At 68.6% G+C, this 20,862-nt stretch carries 16 protein-coding genes and 5 pseudogenes; 9 read left to right on the plus strand and 12 right to left on the minus strand.

Annotated elements, in window-relative coordinates; genetic code table 11:
• Positions 1-46: 46 nt before the first annotated feature.
• A pseudogene (locus AB0L21_RS09520) lies at positions 47-1,173 on the plus strand (Helicase associated domain protein); the annotation flags it as partial.
• Between the two features lie 78 nt (positions 1,174-1,251).
• On the opposite strand, the gene AB0L21_RS09525 reads toward AB0L21_RS09520, so the two are convergent.
• The 9 genes and pseudogenes from AB0L21_RS09525 to AB0L21_RS09565 all read right to left on the minus strand — a co-directional run bounded on the left by AB0L21_RS09525 (position 1,252) and on the right by AB0L21_RS09565 (position 10,008).
• The gene (locus AB0L21_RS09525) at positions 1,252-1,755 is read right to left on the minus strand and encodes a VWA domain-containing protein (RefSeq protein WP_365783151.1); all 504 of its coding nucleotides are present in this window, start codon (positions 1,753-1,755) and stop codon (positions 1,252-1,254) included.
• A gap of 64 nt (positions 1,756-1,819) precedes the next feature.
• Complete coding sequence (locus AB0L21_RS09530; protein ID WP_365701705.1) at positions 1,820-2,401, minus strand: shikimate kinase; 582 nt, start codon at positions 2,399-2,401, stop codon at positions 1,820-1,822.
• Positions 2,398-3,586: pseudogene (locus AB0L21_RS09535) on the minus strand (IS256 family transposase). Before AB0L21_RS09535 ends, AB0L21_RS09530 begins: the two are co-directional and overlap by 4 nt.
• 250 nt (positions 3,587-3,836) lie before the next feature.
• Positions 3,837-4,310: a hypothetical protein gene (locus AB0L21_RS09540; RefSeq protein WP_365701710.1), complete on the minus strand. Its 474-nt coding sequence runs from the start codon at positions 4,308-4,310 to the stop codon at positions 3,837-3,839.
• Positions 4,311-5,083: 773 nt separating this feature from the next.
• Positions 5,084-5,803, minus strand: coding sequence for a hypothetical protein (locus tag AB0L21_RS09545; RefSeq protein WP_365783153.1), 720 nt, complete (start codon positions 5,801-5,803; stop codon positions 5,084-5,086).
• A gap of 259 nt (positions 5,804-6,062) precedes the next feature.
• The gene (locus AB0L21_RS09550; RefSeq protein WP_365783155.1) at positions 6,063-6,845 is read right to left on the minus strand and encodes an MBL fold metallo-hydrolase; all 783 of its coding nucleotides are present in this window, start codon (positions 6,843-6,845) and stop codon (positions 6,063-6,065) included.
• 502 nt (positions 6,846-7,347) lie between these two features.
• Positions 7,348-8,313, minus strand: a complete 966-nt coding sequence (locus tag AB0L21_RS09555; protein ID WP_365783157.1) for a helix-turn-helix domain-containing protein — start codon at positions 8,311-8,313, stop codon at positions 7,348-7,350.
• Positions 8,314-9,151: 838 nt separating this feature from the next.
• Positions 9,152-9,440: pseudogene (locus AB0L21_RS09560) on the minus strand (hypothetical protein); the annotation flags it as partial.
• A 259-nt stretch (positions 9,441-9,699) separates the two neighbouring features.
• On the minus strand, positions 9,700-10,008 hold the full coding sequence (locus AB0L21_RS09565) for a hypothetical protein (protein ID WP_365783159.1): 309 nt from the start codon (positions 10,006-10,008) through the stop codon (positions 9,700-9,702).
• A 504-nt stretch (positions 10,009-10,512) separates the two neighbouring features.
• On the opposite strand from AB0L21_RS09565, the gene AB0L21_RS09570 reads away from it, so the two are divergent.
• The 4 genes from AB0L21_RS09570 to AB0L21_RS09585 all read left to right on the plus strand — a co-directional run bounded on the left by AB0L21_RS09570 (position 10,513) and on the right by AB0L21_RS09585 (position 14,607).
• The gene (locus tag AB0L21_RS09570; RefSeq protein WP_365783161.1) at positions 10,513-10,902 is read left to right on the plus strand and encodes a hypothetical protein; all 390 of its coding nucleotides are present in this window, start codon (positions 10,513-10,515) and stop codon (positions 10,900-10,902) included.
• 71 nt (positions 10,903-10,973) lie between these two features.
• Complete coding sequence (locus tag AB0L21_RS09575; protein ID WP_365783337.1) at positions 10,974-12,395, plus strand: M48 family metalloprotease; 1,422 nt, start codon at positions 10,974-10,976, stop codon at positions 12,393-12,395.
• A 287-nt stretch (positions 12,396-12,682) separates the two neighbouring features.
• Positions 12,683-13,258, plus strand: coding sequence for a hypothetical protein (locus tag AB0L21_RS09580; protein WP_365701725.1), 576 nt, complete (start codon positions 12,683-12,685; stop codon positions 13,256-13,258).
• Between the two features lie 818 nt (positions 13,259-14,076).
• The gene (locus AB0L21_RS09585; RefSeq protein WP_365701726.1) at positions 14,077-14,607 is read left to right on the plus strand and encodes a GNAT family N-acetyltransferase; all 531 of its coding nucleotides are present in this window, start codon (positions 14,077-14,079) and stop codon (positions 14,605-14,607) included.
• Positions 14,608-15,149: 542 nt separating this feature from the next.
• Here the strand turns inward: AB0L21_RS09585 and AB0L21_RS09590 are convergent.
• Positions 15,150-16,400 carry an Ig-like domain-containing protein gene (locus tag AB0L21_RS09590; protein ID WP_365783163.1) on the minus strand — a complete coding sequence of 417 codons (1,251 nt, stop codon included), beginning with the start codon at positions 16,398-16,400 and terminating at the stop codon, positions 15,150-15,152.
• Between the two features lie 227 nt (positions 16,401-16,627).
• Here AB0L21_RS09590 and AB0L21_RS09595 point away from each other — a divergent pair.
• A pseudogene (locus tag AB0L21_RS09595) lies at positions 16,628-16,748 on the plus strand (BlaI/MecI/CopY family transcriptional regulator); the annotation flags it as partial.
• 362 nt (positions 16,749-17,110) lie between these two features.
• Here AB0L21_RS09595 and AB0L21_RS09600 read toward each other — a convergent pair.
• Entirely contained in the window at positions 17,111-17,620 is a 510-nt protein-coding gene (locus AB0L21_RS09600; RefSeq protein ID WP_365701729.1) for an RICIN domain-containing protein, read from the minus strand.
• A 229-nt stretch (positions 17,621-17,849) separates the two neighbouring features.
• On the opposite strand from AB0L21_RS09600, the gene AB0L21_RS09605 reads away from it, so the two are divergent.
• The 3 genes from AB0L21_RS09605 to AB0L21_RS09615 are packed head-to-tail and all read left to right on the plus strand — an operon-like array spanning position 17,850 to position 20,467.
• On the plus strand, positions 17,850-17,993 hold the full coding sequence (locus tag AB0L21_RS09605; RefSeq protein ID WP_365783165.1) for a hypothetical protein: 144 nt from the start codon (positions 17,850-17,852) through the stop codon (positions 17,991-17,993).
• Between the two features lie 37 nt (positions 17,994-18,030).
• A complete protein-coding gene (locus AB0L21_RS09610; RefSeq protein WP_365783339.1) occupies positions 18,031-18,360 on the plus strand; it encodes a helicase associated domain-containing protein in 330 nt (109 codons plus the stop codon).
• A gap of 19 nt (positions 18,361-18,379) precedes the next feature.
• Complete coding sequence (locus AB0L21_RS09615; protein ID WP_365783167.1) at positions 18,380-20,467, plus strand: VCBS repeat-containing protein; 2,088 nt, start codon at positions 18,380-18,382, stop codon at positions 20,465-20,467.
• Positions 20,468-20,521: 54 nt separating this feature from the next.
• Here AB0L21_RS09615 and AB0L21_RS09620 read toward each other — a convergent pair.
• Positions 20,522-20,782: pseudogene (locus AB0L21_RS09620) on the minus strand (transposase); the annotation flags it as partial.
• Between the last annotated feature and the right edge of the window lie 80 nt (positions 20,783-20,862).

Consider the following 20,862-nt stretch of genomic DNA (forward strand, 5'->3'; position numbering starts at 1 on the left):
CGGACCTTTCCCACTTCCTTCGGCACTCACCATACGAGAACCCGGACGCCGCGAGGTCATCAGGCAGTTCACCAACGGCATCGACGCCGCCGACCGCCGGATCCACCGCGCCTTCCTCGCCTCGGTGCGCGTACTCGGGGAAGGCGTGGACATCACCGGCGAGCGGGGAGTTGAGGCGGTGTGCTTCGCGGACACCCGCGGCTCCCAGGTGGAGATCGTGCAGAACATCGGCCGGGCGCTCCGGTTGAACCGTGACGGCAGCACGAAGGTGACCAGAATCATCGTGCCCGTCTTCCTGGAGCCCGCCGAGGACCCAACCGACATGGTCGCCTCCGCCTCGTTCCGCCCTCTTGTCGCCGTACTCCAAGGCCTGCGCTCACACGATGAGCGCCTGGTCGAACAGCTCGCCTCCCGCGCCCACACCCACGGCAAGCGCAAGATCCACATCCGGCGCGACGAGGACGGGCGGATCGACGGGGCCGACGGCGACGGCGAGGACCAGGACCACGACGACGGCACCGACGCCGCTGCCCAGTCCGCGCTGCTCCACTTCTCCACTCCCCGCGACGCGGCGACGATCGCCGCGTTCCTGCGCACCCGGGTCTACCAGCCGGAGTCGCTGGTGTGGCTGGAGGGCTACCAGGCCCTGCTGCGGTGGTGGGCGGGGAACGAACTCATTGCCCATGGCCACTGGACTGGCAACACCACTACCGCGTCCTCGCGGACCTCGTCGACGCCGACGGCAGCCTCCCCGACATCGCACCCGGCGTACTGATGGACGGCGACGACATCGGCAAATGGCTCCAGCAGCAGAAGCAGCCGGGCACCTGGGCGCAGCTCCTGCCCGAACAGCAGGAACGGCTGACCGTGCTGGGCGTCAAACCGCTTGAGGAGCCGTCTGCCGCCCCGGCGGCCGGGCGCGCGGGAAGGGGCCCGAGCAAAGCGCAGCAGGCATTCCAACGGGGCCTGGCGGCGCTCGCACAGTGGGTGGAGCGGGAAGGCGCGGACCGGGCGGTGCCGCGCCGACACAGCGAGGAAATCACGGTCGACGGCGAGGCGGAGCCAGTGGTCGTGAAGCTGGGCGTATGGATCTCCAACACGAAGTCGAGGCGCGACAAGCTCACCCAGGAGCAACTGGACGCCCTGCGGAAGCTGGGCATGGAGTGGGCGTAATGATCATGCAGTGAGATCGGTGCGGTTTGTGCCGGCTGCGCGGGTGCGTGGCAGTCACGGCTGGCTCGATGTGCGGCCTTACGCCTGCATCCACGTAGCGAAGGCGTCGACAAGGCTCGTGTAGAACCGCTCGCCAGGCACCGATCCCGGATTCTCGCTGGCGTCGTAGAACGCGACATTGGTGAAGGTGTCAGAGGCGGAGGCGTTGAGGTTCTTGTAGAACGCGAGCTTGCCGCGGCCGAAGCCCACAAACAACCAGAAGACACCCAGAGAGGCGGTGTTCTGGAGCATGGAGCGGACCTCGGCTTTGTCCCAGGGCTCGTCACCGACCTGGGTAACGATGAAGGCGGGGTCTGCCGCGCCGGACTCCTGGTAGTGGCTGACCGCCCGGCGCATCGCGTCGGCGACATTGCCCCAACCCCAGTCGATCTGAGTATGCAGCTGCCCGATACGACCGCGGTAGTTGTTCAGCCGGATCTCCTCCAAGAACGGTTCTCGCCCACTGGAGAAGATCACGGGGACCGTGCCGTCGTCGTCGAGATTGGCCGACAGGGCCAGAACGCGTTCGGCGAACGCCTGCACGGCGAACGACTCAGAGTCATTGTCAATACCTGTGGATTCGGGGTGTTCGTCCGTCGTTCGCCGGTCAACTGCTTGCGAGCAGCCGTGCTGTGATCTGGGCGGGTGTCTCGTCACGGGTGTAGATCGTCCGTGTCGCGACCTGTTCGGTGCCGGGGTCGTCGAGCCAGTGGGCGAGAAAGTCGTGCCCGTCGATGATCCACGATCGGCCCTTGCTCGCCGCGCAGCGTCGCCGTAGGACGGTCAGTGAGACGTCGCGGTTCGGGGAGGGCAGGAGTCGGACCACGTCTCCGCAACGGCTCAGAGCGGTGCGGACCGTGACCAGGTGCTGGTGGTCGGTGTAGCTGGTGTGGCCTGCGCCCAGTGCCACTACGGCGTCGGGATGATCGGCGACGGCGCGGGCCACGGCGTGTGCCCGGGCTGGTTCCCACTCCGCTTCGGCTGCAAGGCGTCCGACCGCGGTGATGCGCTCGCGGAGTTTGTCGATGCTCCATCCCGCCTCCGCGTAGTACCCGTCCGCGGCAGCGTCCAGGTCGACGAACGGTCTCTGCGTCCTTGCCGCGATCTCTTGGCCGAGGGTGGTCTTTCCGGTGCCGGCCGGACCGACGAGGACCATCCAGGGTGTTTCGATGGGCGTCGGTCGGCTCACGCGGCAGTCACCTCTTCGCCTTCGACGAGGTGACCGCGTTCGAAGCGGGCTCCGGCGCGGACGAGGGCGACGAGGTGAGGTGCGTTCACGGCCCGCCACCGGGCCTGGGCGGACTCGATGAGCTTGAATACCATGGCCAGGGCAGCGGTGCGGGAGCCGGCCCCGCGGGTGACCTTGGTGCGCAGGCGGACGGTGGAGAACGTGGACTCGATCGGGTTCGTGGTCCGCAGGTGGATCCAGTGCTCTGCGGGAAAGTCGAAGAACGCCAGCAGCTGGTCCTCGTCGTCGGTGATCTTCTTGACGGCTTTGGGGAACTTTGCGCCGTAGAGCTGGGCGAACGTCTTGATTGCCTTGACCGCGTGCTCGCGGTCTTCGGCGTTGTAGATGTCCTGGATCGCCTTCTTCGCGCCCGGCTGCGCGGACTTTGGAAGAGCGTCGAGGACGTTGGCCGTTTTGTGCACCCAGCACCTTTGCTCGCGGGTTTCCGGAAAGACCTCCGCGAGTGCTTTCCAGAATCCCAGGGCGCCGTCGCCGACCGCGAGGACGGGGGCGCGCATGCCCCGGCGTGCGCAGTCGCGCATCAAGTCGGCCCAGGATTCGGATGAGGACGCAGGCTCTGGCTTCCTCCAGGCGGACGTTGAGGTGGATACCGTCGGCCCACACGTACACGTAGTCGGCCTCGGACAGGTCGCGCTCCATGAACGCGGCGTGGTCGGCCTGCCACTGCTGTGTGAGCCGGGTGACCGTCGCCGGGGAGAGCCCGGCCGCGCTGCCCAGGAACTGCTCCAGCGCGGGCACGAAGTCGCCGGAGGACAGGCCGTGCACGTAGAGCAGCGGCAGCACCTCGCTGATCTTCGGGCTCTTGCGGCACCAGGGCGGCAGGATCGCCGACGAGAACCGCTTGCGTTCGCCGGTCTCCGCGTCGACGCGCTTGTCGTTGACCCGCGGTGCCTTCACCTCCACCACGCCGGCCGCGGTAGTCACCTTGCGGGGCTGGTGGTAACCGTTGCGGACCACCAATCGTCGGCCGGTCTCGTCTCTGTGATCGGTCAGCTCGGCCATATAAGCGTTGACTTCGGCTTCCAACGCGGCAGCAAGCATCCGTCGTGCGCCCTCGCGGACGATCTCATCGATCAGGGAGGAGCTGTTGGCGACGGTGCCGTCGTCGTTGACTACGCTGAGCACGGGCGTGCCTTCCCGACCGGTGCTGCGAACACCGGCCTACTCGATGACCACCAGTCGATCACTCGGGAAGGTACGCCCTTCGCGTGCTCCCCGGGCTCGATCCACAGGTCTCGAGCATGGCTCGGCGGTAGCGGTGGTCGGAGCGGTCCTGCGAGGGACGGTGATCTTGTGCTGTGTCACTGAAGGTGAGCGCGTGTCATCGAACGTTGGTCGCCGCGGTGTGGGATTTCGTGGCTCCTGGGATGGGGGCTCAAGGCCGACGCAGTAGTTCTTCCAGGGCCGCGCGGGTTTCGGCTATCCGCTTCTTCCAGGCCGCGCCGCGCAGGGTAGCGAAGTCCCATGCGACCACGGGCTCGGCGCCGCCCACGCAGTATCCGTAGACCGAGGATGCGATGTCCTCGGTGAGGAGGTGGTCGTAGTGGAACGATCCCTCGAAGCCGGCCCAGGCCGTGGCTCGGCCGTCCGCGCACAGGCGGCGCAGTGTCTCGCACGTGTAGGTGGACAGGGAGAGAGAGGTGTCGCGGAAGGTGAGGTCGTATGACATGAGGCCGAGCGACGCGATCGCTGCCGGCTGCTCCATCAGCCTGAAAGGGTGCACGTCGTCGGGCACGAGTCCGGCGAGGTGGAACGCCTCCGGCGGCAGCGGTTCGTTGCCCGCGCCGATGACGAATACGGTCACCACAGCGGGACCCATGAGGCAGAGTTCTTCCTGTACCTCGTTCACGGGATCCCTTCCTGCTGTTCGCGGCCTGGCTTGCTCATCCTCGCAGGCAGAACGACACGCCCCCACGCCACCCATCCCGCGCCGACGGCCGGTGCCAGCAGCGCACGCCACCCCAGAGACCCTGGCCGGTCAACCTTCAGTGGCAAACGGTCAAGGTTCAGTGTCAGAGGACATCCCGTCGTGCTTCTCAGCAGTCCGCTCGTGGAGGAGTGAGTGAGCTCGCCGCACCACCCCCGTCCTGGGTTACTTCCGGCCCACGATGCCTGCGCGGCCGCGCTGCTCGACTCCCTCACCACGGTGGAGGCCTGCCGTCTGGCGGACCGGGTCCTGGTCGTGAGGCGCTCCGCCGAGACGGCTCTTCCGGCGGCGTACGCCAACGAGCTCGGCCCTGACGGCCAGTGGTCCGGTCCGGCAGGCGCGGCAGACGCGGTGCTCGCGGAGCGCCGGCGCCCGTGGGGACGGGCGGAAACGGGCCGGTTCCGCCGCCAGCTCGCCGACGCCGACCGGCGTCTTGCCGACCCCCGGCTCCCGGAGGACTGGTCGCTGGCGGTACGCCGCGACGCCGAGCGCGCCGTCGCCGGTTCACCGCCCTGCGCTATGCCCGTGCCCTGCAGGCAGGGGTCTCTGGGTGGTTCACCACGGCCGCCGGGCACGACCGCTGCTCCAGGCGCTGCTGCTCCAGGAGCAGCCCGCCGCGGGCCGGGCCTCGTGGGCGCTGACGGTCGAACGCGCGCGCTGCTGCACGGAGCAGGAGGCCGCAGCGTGGACGACCGTTAGTCTCGTCGGGGCGGCCCCGACCCGAGGAACTCGCCAGCGGTGTCGGCCAGACGCAGCCACCGCACGGCCGAGCCAGAGGTCAGGCCCGTGGACAACAGGCGCAACTGGTCGACCCGAGGACCCAGTCCGGCCGGCAGAGACTGGGGCAGCGCGGCGAACAGTCCCACACCGTCCTGGCGCCGCAGCTTGGCAAGAGCCCGCGCACGCCATTCGGCCTCGCTCAGTTCGGTGGCGTCGTCTGGTGCGGCAGCCACAAGTGCAATCCATACAACGGCTTCGACTTGGGCGAGCAGGTCGTCGCGGCTCACGGCCCACACGGAGCAGCGCCCGTTCACCCATGCCGCAAACGTCTCGTCGTTGAGGCGACCGTCCATGATGTGTCGAGCGAGCCGCTCGCTTGCTGCTGTTACGTCGTCCATCGCCATGGGCGCGTTTCCGTCTTTCGTGAGCGAGCACGTGTGGGGCGGGGCCAACACCCGCCCCACGGCAACCAGGTACAGGCACTTGACGTTGAGTACCGCGCTGTGCGCGGTGCCGCTGTCCGTTTCGCCGTAGTAGGTCGTCCCCAACGTCTCGGTGCGGTAGGAATAGGTCGACGAGGACGGATCACAGCTGAACGCGGCTTTCGATGAACGCGCCGGAGGTGGACAGCTGTACTGCCGCGGGATCGACGCCTGCGTCTGCCAGACTCCCGGCCCGGTGAGGTAAGTCCGCACATCCGCCTCACTGTTGCAGGAGAACGGTGCGCGTGGGGCGAGACCAACGGTAAGAGGGAGGGAACCTGCCGCCGCGATCATCGTCAGCTGACCGCTCCGCCGCTCTGCCCGCTCAGCGCAGGCTGCGGGCAGCGGCCTCCGGCGACGAGCGGGAGCCGGCCTTGCCGACGGCACCGAACGCGACGGTGCTGCTCATCACGTGAACCTTTTCTGTGGTGGTGCGGCTTGCGTTGCCGGTGGTGTCGCGTGGTGGCGGGTCTCAGACTCCGGTGGCGCCGAAGAGGTACTGGTTGCCGATGTCGATCAGGAACCGGCCGCCCCAGGCCGGGTAGCGGGCCAGGATGGCCTGCTTGTACGCCTCGCCGTCGTCAGCGAGCAGTTCGCTCGCATCCGCGAGGTAGCGTCGCAGCTCGTCGAAGACCTCGGGGCCGGCGGGCAGGCCGTGACCGGGCAGGACCGTGCTGTAGGAGGGGTCGGCGGCCAGCTCGTCCACGGCCTTGACCCAGCCGGGGATGTCGTTGTTGCCGAGGAAGAGGTGCAGGGCGTGGTAGACGAGGTCCTGCCCGACCAGCACACCCTGTTCCGGGAGCCGGATGACGAGTTCGTCGGCGGCCTCGCCGCCCTGGTGGGCCTCGAAGATGAACGGGACGCCGTCGATGACCTCCGTGCCCGGCGTGATCTCCACGGTGGGCGTCACATCGGCGACCGGGATGAGAGTGCCGGCCGGGTCGCGGCCGTCGCCCTGGGCCGCGATCTGGTCGCGCACCGCGGCCAGCGCGTGCACCGGAACGCCGAAGCGGGCGGCGCCGTTGAAGTGGTCCGGGTGGGCATGGGTAATGATCAGCCGGTCCAGCGGCTTGCCCAGGCCCTGGGCGTAGGCGACGACCTCATCGGCGTAGGCGAGCGTGTACTGGGCGTCGACGGCGATAACGCGGGACGGGGTCTCGATCAGCTGCGTCGTGACGTTCAGGCTGTCGTCGCCGGCCATGTAGCTGTGGATGCGCACCGCGCCCTTGTCGATGACGGTGACCGTGCCGTTCATGAAGTCTCCTGCTCGTGGGGTGAGCTTCCTGTGCTGTCTTGTCCTTCATTGTCCGCGTGAAAATGCGGGGCAGACGAGAAAATCCGCCGACAGGACCCTCACGGACAACACTTCGTACGTTCTTCGACAAGGCACTCCCGTTTCGCAGTGACGTGTCGTGATCAAAAACGGACGGCGATGCCAGCGGTTTTCCAGTTCGGCCGAGTCCGCCAAGGCGACGCGCGGGGCAGGGAGGGTCCTTTCAGCCTGCTGGGCCTGGCGCTGCCGATCGGTGCAGCGCTGGGTAGCGGATCGCGCGCCGTACCGGGGGGCTTCTCGCCGGGCTGAACGCCGCCATCGGGCGCGAGTGGTGCCGTTGCGCGTCCGGGCGTGGTCGGCGGCTCGCGGAATCGCGATGGATGTGAGGGACTACACGTCTGGCTTGCGGACGGGGCGTACCCGTTGGGCGGCCGGCTGTGCGCCGGCCGTTCTCGTGGCGCTGACGCTGCCCGGCGTCAACCGGTCACCTGTGTTCCTTCGCGGTTTTCAGGGTCTGCCACTCTCGCGGGCTCATGCCGTACGCGGCGCGGAAGACACGGCTGAAGTGGCTGGGACTGACGAATCCCCAGCGCTGGGCCACGGCCGCCACCCCGGGGCGGCGTGCCGGCGGCATCAGCAGTTCTTCACAGCAGCGTTCCAGTCGCTTCGTCCGGATCCACTCACTCACGGTGGCTCCCTCCGGCTCGAACAGCTTGTGCAGGTAGCGCACCGAGATGAAGTGCGCGGCGGCGATAGTGGCCGGGGAGAGATCGGGATCGGAGAGGTTGCGCAGGATGTAGGTCTTCACCCGCAGCAGGGTGGCCGAGGCCGCTTGCGGAGCCTGCGGAACAAGACCGCGGCACCTTTCATCGATGAGGGTCGCGAGCAGGTCCAGGCCGACTTCGCTCAGCCGGCGGCCGGTGGCCTGATCCAAGTCGGCCGTGACTCGGGCCAGCGGCGCGAAATACGTGAAAACCAGCGCGGCCAGCTCTTCGCCGGGCGTGAAACTCGTCGCGGTCAGCGCCCGCAGATCCTCACCCCGTACCCGAAGGTAGCTGCGCCGGAACTGGAAGGACGTGAAGGCGAACTCGGAGTCCAGTGCCTTGCGCAGCGGGCGAGACGCGTCGGAGATCGAGAATTCGCCCGCCCTCACGACCGTTTCCCTGCCGTCCTGCTCCTTGATCGCGGTCCCGCGATGCTGCAAGGTCAGGATGAGGTAGTCCTCCCCGCCGCGCCGGATCGTACCCGGGGTGCGCAGCACCCTCTGCGGTCCCGCCTTGACACGGGTCACCCGGAGCGTGCCGACCTGCTTGCTGGTGATCGTTCCGGGGGAGGGCTCACGCTCAAGCAGCCGCACGTCCAGTGGGACGAACGCCCGGGACACCGCGTCATGCCACTGCTCCGCCCGCTCACCGGCGTCCAGCGACTCGGTGGAGACGGAGAGGGTCATCGGCTCCCTGGCCGGGCTTCCCGATCGGCCATCTGCCGGGGAACCCGCAGCAGCAGAAAGATCATCCCGCCCGGGCCGGGCGGACTCGGAAGAATCGGAGGAATATTTTTGCGCTACTCGCTCGTACATCACTAATTTCGTGCATTCCTAGCAGGAAAAACCGGCCCCCGTCACTTTAATGGGCTGCCGCCACGACTGCAATGTCGGCATATTCCATCCATGAAAGCAGGCGCGCACTGCAAGGCGTGGGTAGCGTATACGGTCCCCGAATAGGATCCGGCCCACGCCCCCAATTGACCCGCTCTCGCCGCCACTTGGCGCTCTCTCACCGGCGCCCCTGCTCCGCATCCATGTGGCCCGCTACCGCGTGATGTACGAGATCAGCGACCAGCAGATCCGCGCCAGCGTCATCCACCTCGGACGCCTACGCTGACCGGCCCGGTCCGGAGAACTGCGCCCCTTCCGAGATGGCGGGTCGGCACACTGGCACGGTGACTTGCTGGCTGCACCGCCGCCGGCTCAGGCTCTGGTCCCGTCTGCACCGCGACTTCGACAGCACCGCCCCCGCCGCGAAACGGACCGCCCGCGCCATCTGGGCACTGCTGACCGGGGCGACCTGCCTGGTGCTGGGCCGCCCGGCCACCTGGGGCATCCCGGGCCGTGGGCGCATCCCCGACCCTCACAGCGTGGCCTGCCGTGTGGCTCCTGATCACGCTGTTCACCCTCGCCCGGATCGCGGTCGGTGCCGGACCAGGCCGCACCCGACGGCCAGCACAAACCGCGCTCATCCTCGTGACCGGCGTCTGCTCACGGCGCTGTCCTGGCCGTCCTGACACCAGTCCAGTACAACGCCGGGGGCGCGGGCGAGGGCGTAGCGTTCAAAACCGGGCATCCCGGCTGTACGGAACTCGGTGAGGGAGACGATGACGAGCTCCAGCTCGGCGGTGCGGTGACCCGCGAACCGGGTGAGATCTCGTGGCGTCATCGGCAAGGAGCACATACAGATCGTGGTCGCAGTGCCGGGTGATCATGCCGTCGTGTGCTCGGGAGCCTTTGGGGAGGAGGCCGACGACGGCCGGATCAGTGCGGGCGAGTGCGACGAATGCGCCGTATGGGAGAGGCTGCTGCGGTCATGGTGTGGGTCTCCGCTGAGGTGATGACGGGCATGCCTGCTAGGGCGGCCCCTTGCTCAGAGGCGCCCCGCACCGTCTGCGGCTGCACAGGGCCGCCGCCCGGGAGATCAACGTACATCCGGGCCCTCCGCCCGGGCCGGGCCGCGGGCAGGGCATTCGGGAGAGATGTCAGCATGCCGGCTCTCTTGGCCACAGCCACTCGCCGGGGCTGCGACCAGCACGGTCGCCTGACAGAGCGTGCGAGGTTGGTCGATCAGGCGTCCGCGCTACGCAGCCGCTCGGGCGCTTCTCCGGCCAGCCGGGTGGCGGCAGAGCCGTTGGGCTGGGCGACCGATGCCTTCTTGGCGTTGAAGGCCAGCACCCACAGCCCAGCGGCCCAGGCCACCTCGAACTCCTCACGCGTCCTGTGCCGTCCGCGGGCCCGGGCGTATTCGCTCAGGAACCGCTCGGTCTCGGCGACGGTCGCAGGCCGGTTCTCGGGTCCGACCGCAGGGAAGACTGCGGCTGCCGGCCCGGCAAGTGCCGCCTCGGGGCGGGCGACCGCGCTGTCCCAGTCGTGCACCTCGTGCAGCTTGTCACCGTTCCAGCGGATGTTCTGGGACTCGAAGTCGCCGTGCCCGACCTCCTCGGGCAGAGCGGCGCCCCGCAGCGATGTGCCGCCGCGATGGCGGCCTTCTCGAAGCGCGGCACGATGTCCGCCGACAGGCGGCGGGCGTAGGGGCGAAGACGGCGGCGGACTGTTGGCGTGGCATCTGGCGGAACTGCCGCGCGAAGAAGGCTTTCAGCCGCAGCAGGTTCGGCAGGTGGGTGATCGCCGGGCGGCTTCGCAGCGTCGGCACAGCTGCAGGCCGAGCCGCGCACCCGGGATAGCCTGCATATCAAGATCAGCAGGCACAAGACCCGCAGCTCAACTCATGTCGAAAAGGATCAGTCAGTCGAGCTGCATGGCCATCACCCCGTGCGTCCCCCAACTCGCCGGGAAAACACTAGAATTGGGGACATGGTCGGGACCAGGCGCGGAGCAACCCGAGATATCGCGGCCGTTGCAGCTCCGCTGGAACTTCCCGTGCTCGACAGCCTGCGGACGTTGGACGACGCGCACGTCACCCGCCTGCTCAGGCGCCGGAAGGGCGCATCGGAGATGCTGGGATTCGGTCTGGCGGAGACCGGCGCCTTGGTGACTCCTGTGCTCTGGTTGGCGGTCACCGAAGTGGTCAACCGTGGGGCGGGTACAGCCGCTCATGGCCTGCTTGCCCGTCTTCGGTCGGCAGCGCGCAGCCTGCTGCGGCATCCGCGGGGGGAAGCGGTGGCTGTACCGTCGCGATCGGCCGGACAATTGGTTGCCGTACACCGCAGAGTGCTCGACCGGGCGGTCGATGCCGGTATCGACGGGCAGCAGGCCCAGGCGCTCACTGACGCAGTGGTCTCGCGGCTGGCGCGCGAGACCACTTCATAGATCTCGTGTCTCCGGTCGACCAGCTGGTTGGGGGACGTGGCACGGCCCGGCGACTGGCGTTGTCGGTGACCATGCTGCTGACGTCTTGCATGTCCCAGATCTTCACCGTGGTGCTGGCAGTCCGGTCCGAGACGCTGTCCACGTACTGTGACCGCGCCGTCGGCGCGGATCTCACCATATGGCGCTCCGAACAGCTGGCCCGCCGTGTCGCTGCCGAGTACGCCGACTGCCGTGCCGATGGAGCGTCCGAGGTGCTGCCAACCGCTCTGGCCGGGACGGGAGCGGTGCTGGGCGCGGCGCTGATTCTGTACTGGGTGCTGCCGTCCTGGCGGCGTCACCGGCGACGCCTCATCCCCGCTGCCTGGTTCGATGCCGCTATCGGGACCGGCCCCGTGTCCACCGCGCCACAGCAGGGACGGCACAGGGTGTGGACCGCGGAAGAATGGAATCGGCGAGATCGCAGCGAGAGACCCAGGAAGACCGAATCAGAGCCCCGTGAAACTTTGTCAGAGCACCTGTTGCGGCTGACGCGCCAGGCCGGCCTCCTCCGCTCACCCTGCTTCGTCGTCGACGCCGGTGCGTTGTCGACCGGGGCTGTCGTCTTCGGCCGGGGTGGCAGGCACACGGTGTGCCTGCACATCGGCCTGGTGATTGTCCGCGATAGGCAGCCGAAGCTGTTCGAGGCCGTGGTGCTCCACGAACTGGCGCATGTACGCAACGGTGATGTGGACATCACGTACGTCGCCGTGATGCTCTGGCGGGTGTTTCTGCTGGCCGTGCTGTTGCCGTGCCAGGCGCTCACCTGCTGGCTGCTTCTGGAGGAACGTCTACGGGGAGAAGACGAATTCTTCTGGGCGGACGCTCAGCCGGACTGGACCGTGGTGACGACGTCCGCGCTTCTCGTCGTCATGACGTACCTGGATCGCGCCGATATCCTTCGACGGCGTGAACTGGTCGCCGATCTCGACGCCGCCGCGTTCGGTGCCGATCCGGCCATGTGGCGCGTCGCGCACCGTGCTGACTCGACCAGGCCTGCCCCCGTACCCGGCAGTGGCCGCGGACGCTGGGCCGTGGCGAGGCGATGGTTCACCACGCTGTGGCGGACCCACCCGACATGGGAGCAACGGTATGAAGCGCTGGTCCGGGCCGAGACAGTCAATTCCGGCGGTACACCGTTACAGTTCGTGCTGTGGTTCGCGACGGGACTGGTGCTGCCCATGGCCATCGTGCCTGCGGAAGTGACCCATTCCGCTTGGCTCACACGCGTTCTTGGATACGCCTGCTTCGGTCTTTGGGCTGCGCTGTTCACCCTGATGCTGGGCCGGGAACCGGAGGTACTTCCCCGGTACGGAGTGTGGTCCCACCCCAGACGCGCCCAAGTTCTGTATCTACGTTACGCCACAATGTCGATCAACCGGCGGCTGTGCGTAATAGCTGCCTGCATCTCTGCGCTCTTCGTCATCGACCCGATCGGACGGTTGAGCGGCGGCTGACTCTCCGACCGGATCAAGATGAAGGCCGGGGCGGCGGCGGTCGCGGCTTCGGCGGCGAGCAGGGTCGATGCGCTCCCACTCCTGGAGCTCCGTACGGCCGCGCGTATCGTCGGCCAGGTACGCGTGCCGCGATTCCTGGCGCGCATCGAACCGGGGCTTCCTGGAGGGAATCTCACGGACGACAAGATTCCCCATTTTGCCCCTATCTGGCGTACAACCTTCCGGTGCCGCGGGTCGTCTCACCCGGTATCAGAGTTACGCGACGAAGCTCGACCAAGGGGGACAGGATGCGACGTATCAAGGCGGCAGTGGCGGTACTCGCGCTCGCGAGCGCCACGCTGTGGACGGCGACGAGCACCGCGGGCGCAGCCCCGGTGGAGAAACCGCGCGCGGCGGCGGCCTGCCCGACGGGCTGGGGCAGCGGCGCCAAGGGTGGTACCGCCATGGGGGCCGATCACCTGGAGGACATCAGGACCGGACAGCACGAGTGCTACGACCGCATCGTGTTCGACGTGCCCGGCGGGGGCGACCATCTCGGCTACCACGTCCAGTACGTCGACCGGTTCTACACGGACCCCGCGGGCCAGTACATACCAGTTGCCGGCGGGGCGATCCTCGACATCCGCGTCGGAGCCTGGAGCTACGACCTGGAGGCCGGCGCGCCGACCTACCCGGGCAGGGTGGGCCAGGCCCTGCCCGGCGTGAACATCAGCGGGTACCGCACCTTCCGGGACACCCGGTTCGGCGGCACCTTCGAGGGGCAGACGCAGGTCGGTCTCGGTGTACGCGCCCGACTGCCCTTCCGTGTGGTCCAGTTGGACGACCGGATCGTGGTCGACGTGGCCCACAGCTGGACGAGTTAGCCCACGCCCGGCCCGGGCAGGACTCCCCCACACTGCGGTTCCTGCTCAGCCGTGAGTCCCACGCCGTGCGGGGCAGCATCACCGCGTCCCCTCTCACTCTCGCCGGAAGGAGCCTGGAGCTGGGCCCTGTGCGCTTCCGTCTCCCTCACGTCACCGCCGATGAGAAGGACAGCCGGCGCGCTTCGCGTCCTGGGGCCCGGGCGCGGCGAAGGCCGCGAGGTCACCGTACGGCCCGCCGGCGGCGAGTGCTTCCGGCTCCTGCTCCACGATGCCACGCCCGCAGCCGAGTGGACCCCTGTGCCGCTGGAGCAGGGTCCACCCGGACCGTGCCGCCGACGAGCGCGGTCGTGGCCGCCATCGAGACGGCCGGGGGGTAAATCCCGCTCGTACTCCACTGTCCGCAGCCGCACAGGTGAGGTCCGCGCCGCGCTGGGAGCGCTCGTCGTCACGGCCACGCCCGGCTCCACCTCCTCGCCGCGCAGCACGGCGTCCTGGTGGCGGCTGCAGACGGTCACCCGAACCGGCACCGCGTCCGGCGAAGCGAGGAGCGCGTGACGCACACAGGACCGCACCTGATCGGCGTCCAAGCCCGTTCCGAACAGCTCCCGCGTACTGTCCTCCAGCCGCTTCAGGTGCAGATCCAGTTTCGCCACAGGTCCTAACGGCTCGATCCGCCATTGATGGTGGGTGCTCCGTCTCGGGGGCAGCTGATCTGGGGTGTTGCGGCGACCGTTGACCGGCCCGGGGTGTTGTGATGGGCGGTGTTCGGTCGGGATATTGGATGGTGGCCGCTCGTTGATGGTGGTCATACTGCCGCGATGGATCCAGTGACTCTTGAGACCGAACGTCTGGTGCTGCGGGCCTTTACAGCTGCCGACGTCGACGCGGTGTACGAAGCCTGCCAGGACGAGGACATCCAGTTCTACACCCCGGTGCCGGTGCCGTACCGGCGTGCGGACGCGGAGGAGCTCGTCCGCGAGAAGCTGCCCGCTCAGTGGGCCGAGGACAGGGACTACACCCTCGGCGCGTTCCGCAAGGACACCGGCGCCCTGGTCGGCTCGTACTGCCTGACCCTCGTCAGCCGCGGCGTCTGGGAGCTCGGTTACTGGGCGGTCAAGGAACAGCGCGGACGCGGGTATTCGGTGGAGGCCGCTCGGGCCCTGTGCGACTGGGGCTGGGCCACCCTCGACGTCCACCGCATCGAGTGGTGGGCCATGGCCGGGAACACCGGATCGCGGGCCGTCGCCGAGAAACTCGGCTTCACCGTCGAAGGGACATTGCGCAATCGCGGCATCGCCAACGATGGCAAGCCGCACGACTGGTGGGTGGGCGGACTGCTGAGGCCCTGATGATTGATCATCGGCGGGCAGCCCTGACGTGGCAGTGGCCGCACGGGTTCTTCGAGTGTGACCAAGAAGAAGTGGGCTGTGCGGCCTTGACCATCCTGCCTTCTGCGGCGTCTCGCATGCGCAACTCGGCGATTTGATCGAAGAGTTGGCCGATCTGCGGCTCGCCCGGTGCGAGTCGGAGCCTCGTGAGCGGCGTGGTGCCGAGCGGGCGGCAGCGGGAGGCCGGTGCCGGCCCGAGGCACGACCCGGCCTTCACCGACCGCCTGCTCGTCACCCTGGTCCACCTACGCACCAGGCTCCCGCACGCCGCGCTCGCCGCACTGTGCGGCACCACCCGCTCCACGATCTCAGCCCATCTGATCGGCCGGTCCGTTGCTCCGTGCCGCTCACCGAACCCGGCGTACCCGTCTCCGCATACGCGCTGCGGGTCCCCCGGCCGAGGGCTGTTCGAGCGTCCTGACGCCGCAGACGGTGGCCGATGTGGTGTCGGCCACCGCCTGGTGGAAGGGATGCTGTTCGGCTGACTGGAGAGTGGCGTGGTGTCAGGTGGTCGGGCTGCCCGCGACCCACTCCTTCCACGGCATGTTCCAGTCGCTGAGGCCGTTGTCCGGGGCCAACCTGGTCTTGTCCTCGGAGTTCTTGACGACCACGAGGTCGCCGATCATCGACTGGTCGAAGAACCACGCGGCGGGCTGGCTGCCGTCGCCGCTGCCCCTGACGTCCTTCAGGCCCACGCAACCGTGGCTGGTGTTCACCTTGCCGAAGACCGAGTCGGCAGCCCAGTAGTTGCCGTGGATGAACGTGCCCGAGTCGGTCAGCCGCATGGCGTGCGGTACGGCCTTGATGTCGTACGAGGGCTTGCCGTCCTTCTCTGTGAGGCCGACGCTCGCACCGTTCATATGGACATGCCCGAACTTCTCCGAGATCACCATCTGACCGTTGTACGTCGGGTGCTCAGGGCTTCCGGACGAGATCGGGATGGTCTTGATCGTCTTGCCATCCCGTACGACGGTCATCTGCTTGGTCTTGGCGTCGACGGTGCTGATCTGGCTCCGGCCGATCTTGAACGTGACCGTCTTCTGGATGCCGTGGCGGGTGAGCCTGACGGTGACGGTGGAGCCGGGCTTCCAGTACTTCTCGGGACGGAAGTCCAGGCGGTGGGCGTTGAACCAGTGGCCGACGACCTGCTGGCCGCTGCTGGAGCTGACCTGGATCTCCGACTCCACGGCGGCCTTGTCGCCGATCGCCTTGTCGAAGGTGACCGTCACTGGCATGCCCACGCCGACGGTCGAGCCGTCCTCCGGGGAGAGGTGCCCGATGAAGTCGTTCGGGGAGACCGTGGTGATCGTGGCGTTACCGGTGGCGGAGCGACCCTTGGCGTCCTCAGCCTCCGCGGTGATCTGATACCTGGTGGCCCGCTCCAGCCGGCCGTTCGGCTTCCAGGAAGTGCCGTCCGCGGACAGAGTGCCTGGGGTCTCGGCGCCGGTCGCGACGGCGGTCATGGTCACCTTGGTGAGCTTGCCGCTGCTGACGGTCACACTGATCGGGTCGTTGATCCCGACGCCATAGGCGCCCTGCCCGGGCGTGATCCGTATGCGGGCGTCGGAAGCTTCCCGGGTGCCCGCCTGCTGTACCTGCGTCTGCGGTTTCGGGGGGTTCCCGGCGTCGTTGCCGCCGGTGGCAGCGTTGCTGGTACCACCGAGGGCCGTGACTGCGAGTACGCCGCCGAGTACGCCGGTCGTAGCCATCAGCCCGGTGCGACTTGTGAACAGCGTGATCAAGCGCTTCTCCATGTCACTGGTCTTTACATCCCTCCGCTGATCGCCGAAGGGGTGCAACCAGCCATGGCATCACTTATAGGCATACCATGTTCAAAAATGGGCAAATTGTGGTGAAGGACACGCATTGTCGAGCACGTCGCCGAGATTGCGAACCTGGAGCTGAGCCTGGGAGCCGATGACGGTCCGCATACGGATCTTGATGCGGTCGCGCTCTAGTCGAACGCCGGCCGGCAGGCGAAATCGGAGGCCGTGGTGACGGCCGCACTGTGGGCCGCCGACGCGCCGCTCATCCCCGCCCGGGTACAGGCGGAACTCGTCCAAGACCTGGCCCGGACCGCCGCGACGACGATCCGGACCAGGAAGGGAACGATCCTCATCCCCCACAATCGTCTACGGTGCTGTAGACGGAAGGTGCCGGGCGCGGCACGGCTGTCGGCGTAAGTGACGTCTTCGGGGTCGGCGTCGGCCCACACGGAGTGGTAGAGCGGGATCGTCTGAACGGCCCCGTCGGGTGTGAGGCGGGGTGAAGTGCCGCCAGACCAAGATCCGTGAGGAGAGCATCGGTGCCGTTCTCGCGACGGCGGCCGGTGGGACCGCAGCCCGGGCCCGGCCTCTGAGCCGCTCACCGGCAGCAGACAGCCCCCGCCTGAGCGAAGCAGACGGGGGCTGCGGCCCTCTTCATCCGGCCTGACCCGCCGGCCGCGGGCACGCCGAAAGTCAACTCACCAAAGCCCCCAGTGCTGCGGATCGGGCTTGGAGGGATTGCAGGTCCACAGCGTCAGGTAGACGCCCTGCGCCATCACGTCCCCCTTGTTCGTGATGCACTTGCCTCCGTAGTAGGTGAAGATCGAGTCCCACCCACTCGAGGGCTGGTAGAGCACGAAGCGCTGGGACGGTGCGTTGGTGCACGTCCACAGCGTCAGCACGGTCCCGTTGACAGCGCTGGCGTCACCCGACGGAGTCAGGCACTTGCCGCTCGCCACGTTCCTCAGATAGCCGTCACCGTAGTACGTCCACTGCTGCAGGCTGCTGCCCGTGCAGGACCACGTGGTCACGATCGTGCCGTTGGACGTGCCGTTCCCCTGGGGCGTCGCGCAGAAGCGGATCCCGACCCCCTCAGAACTGGTCTGCTCCATGTAGCCCGTCGTATCCGCGCTCGCGGGAGCGCCCGACACCAGTGTGAGCGAGATGGCGGCCACCAAACCCGCGACCAGAGCGAAGATCCGTCTCATATTTTCTTTCAACCTCGATAAGCGATCAGGAAGTTGGTAATCAGACCTGATCATCATGGCATGCTCATGAACCCCGCCGTAGGGGAACCTCCGCTTCCGATCAGTGAGCGCACCCCCGGCAGGGCAGCGCCTGACCCGTGACGAAGCCACCGAAGTGCCGCACACAGCAGTGCGGTTGGAGCGGGAGGACGACGAGTACCAAGCCGAGGGCGCCGAAGATGACGTGTGAGTGGGTCAGGCGGCGGGGCTGCTGCGGTTCAGCACTCCGCGCGACCCGGCGTCGTTTGCGCAGTTCGCGCAGTTGCGGGTGAGCGCCCCGGAGAACACGTACTGGCGGCGCGGGATCGAGGCGGCCACCCCGGTGGCGGTGTGAGCACGGCGGCGGGCAACCGCGGGTGCCGTACGACTACGTGACGGGCGAGGACGCGGCGGCCGACCCGGGTTTCCCGCTCGGGCGGTGGCTCGCCGGCCAGCGGCGCTACTACGGCGCCGGGACCCTGGAAACCTCCCGCGTCGCGCAACTCGACGCACTGGGCATGGTGCGGTCCCAGCATGATGTCGCGTGGGAGGAAGGGCTCACGGTCGCCCGCTCGTGGGCGGCCGGGCACGGGCATGTCCTCCCGCCGGTGAACGCGGTGGGAGACGGGTGCTGTCCGATCGGAGTGTGGGCTAAGACGCTGCCGTTGACCAACCGCTTCGCGACCGGATGCCAGACTACGTGGCCCGGAAGTGTTCGATAAGAGGGGAGCTTCATCGCTCATGCTGAGATGGATACGCCGCGCCGGCGCCGCGGCCGTGACGACGGCGGCCATGCTGGCCGTCGCCCTGCCCGCGCAGCCGGCGGCGGCCGTGAGCGTGCCGAACGGTTCGGTCGTGCCGGCCTCGGTCACCCGCATCACCCCCGCCGATACCTGGCGGCTCGCCTCCACCGAGACCGGTAATGTGGCGGCCGGGCAGGAGACCCGATTCGGGCAGTACGCCACGGCCGTGGAGAACGGCGGCATCCCCAAGACCGGCCTGTCCACTGTCCTCGCCGACCTCAACGCGACCGGCCGGGCGCTGTGCCACGACACCAACGCCGCCGGTGCTCAGGGCTTCTGCTGGGATGACACCTGGGGCGACGACAGCGGCATGACGTACGTGCCGCAGGGCGTGACCGGCTCCGGCGCGGCCCGCGGCAACGAACTCCTCACCGGCGGGCGCCGCGTCGTGGTCGCGAGCTGGCACAGCGGCGGGGCCCACCCGGTCGGCGAGGACAACCTGATGCGGGTCACCTTCGCCGACGTGACCGACCCGGTGGTGCGCTACCGCCATGTCCTCCTGGTCACCCCGACCGCCACCGGCTACACCGCCCTGCCCGGCCACGCCGACTCCGTGACCTGGTACGGCAAGTACCTGTACGTCTCCAACGCCGGCGGCCTCGCCGTCTTCGACCTGACCCGTATCTGGCGCACCGACGAGAACAGTGGCTCCGTCGGCGCCTCGGGCGGCACGTACTCCGCGGCCTGGCACAAGTACGCGCTGCCGCAGATCGACCGCTACCAGTACGTGGCGCCGACCCCGCCCGGCTACTGCGGCACCTTCAACGGCTACCCGCCCTGCTTCGCCGGCGTGTCGGTGGACGACTCCGGATCCGTGCCCGCGCTCGTCACCACCGAGAAGAACGGGGTGACGGACCGCCAGCAGCAGCAGTTCACCGACCCCGGCGTGATCGCGCGCTGGCCGCTCGACAAGACCACCGGCCTGCTCCTCACCGACCCGGGGACCAGGAACACCCGCGCCAGTGAGGCCTTCCGCTCCACCGTCAGCGGCGCCCAGGGCGTCGCCATGGACCGCGGTCGCTTCGTCGTCTCGGCACCCTGCCCCGAGTTCGTCTCGGGCGGAGCGAACATTCCCAGCTGCCTCTACCACGCCTGGGAGGGCGAGCCGGTCCGCCTGTGGACCCGCACCGGCATCAACAATGAGAACGTCTCCTACTGGCCGGCCACCGACGAGCTGTGGACGATCAACGAGTACCCCGGAGACCGGACCGTCTTCCGCATCCCGTGGCCCAAGCCCGCGGTTCCGGTGCGCTCCCTCACCGGCACCTTCGGCGATCTCACCGGCGACACCCTGCCCGAGCTGCTCGCCGTACGCCCCCAGGCCGTACCCGAGAACGGCGGCGCCTCGGGCGAGCTCGTCCTCTACCCCGGCACCCGGCAGGGCCCCGGCACCCGCGCCTCGATCGGCTCGGGCTGGGACGCCATCCGGCTCCTCGCCGGCGTCGGCGACCTCACCGGCGACGGCCGACCGGACGTCTTCGCCGTGGACACGGCGGGCGACCTCTACCTGTACCCGGGAGCGGCGGGTGGTCTGGGCGCGCGTCAGAAGCTGTCCTCGGGCTGGGGCGTGGTCCAGACGATGACCGGGGTCGGCGACCTGACCGGTGACGGCCTGCCCGACCTGATGGCCGTGTGGAACGACGGCACCGCCCACCTCTACCCCGGAAAGACCGGCGGCCTCGGCACCCGTGCGCAGATCGGCACCAACTGGAACAGCATGCGGCTGCTCACCGGCACCGCCGGGGACCTCACCGGCGACGGCCGACCGGACGTCCTCGCGGTGGACGGCGCGGGCGACCTGTACCTGTACCCGGGTGCGGCGAGCGGCCTCGGCGTCCGGCAGAAGCTGTCGGGCGGCTGGGGCGTGGTCCAGGCCATGGCCGGGGTCGGCGACCTGACCGGTGACGGCCTGCCCGACCTGACGGCGGTGTGGAACGACGGCACCGCCCACCTCTACCCCGGAAGGGCCGGCGGCCTCGGCCCCAGCACCGCGGTGGACCTTGGCTGGGGCACGGGCCAGGCGTAGGCCGGACAGCGCGTGCCGTGCGGGGTGGCCGCATGTGCGCCACCCCGGACAGCGGCCGTGGAACAGGTCGTGGACGGGATGGTCGATCGCCCAGCGGGTGGCGACGGTGTCGTGGCGGATGGTGGCCACGACGTGGAAGACGTCCGCCCGCTCCAGCTCGGACCGCCAGCCTTTGCTGAACCCGTAGGCGGCATCCGCCGTCACCCGCCGGAACGAGGTCTTGTCCGCGATGGCGCGGCGGACCATCGCCTCCGCCACGGCCCCCTTGGTCTCGAAGCCGGTCTCGTCGCCGATGCCGGGCCGGCGTTCAGCATCCGGTGGATGCGGTCCGGGCCCGCGTGGCCCGGTTTCCTCCGCCAGCGTCCAGCCGTTCTGAGGTCATGTCTGATCCTCTG

Origin of the sequence: Streptomyces sp. NPDC052721 (genome assembly GCF_040678315.1) — a bacterium.
Classification (GTDB): domain Bacteria; phylum Actinomycetota; class Actinomycetes; order Streptomycetales; family Streptomycetaceae; genus Streptomyces.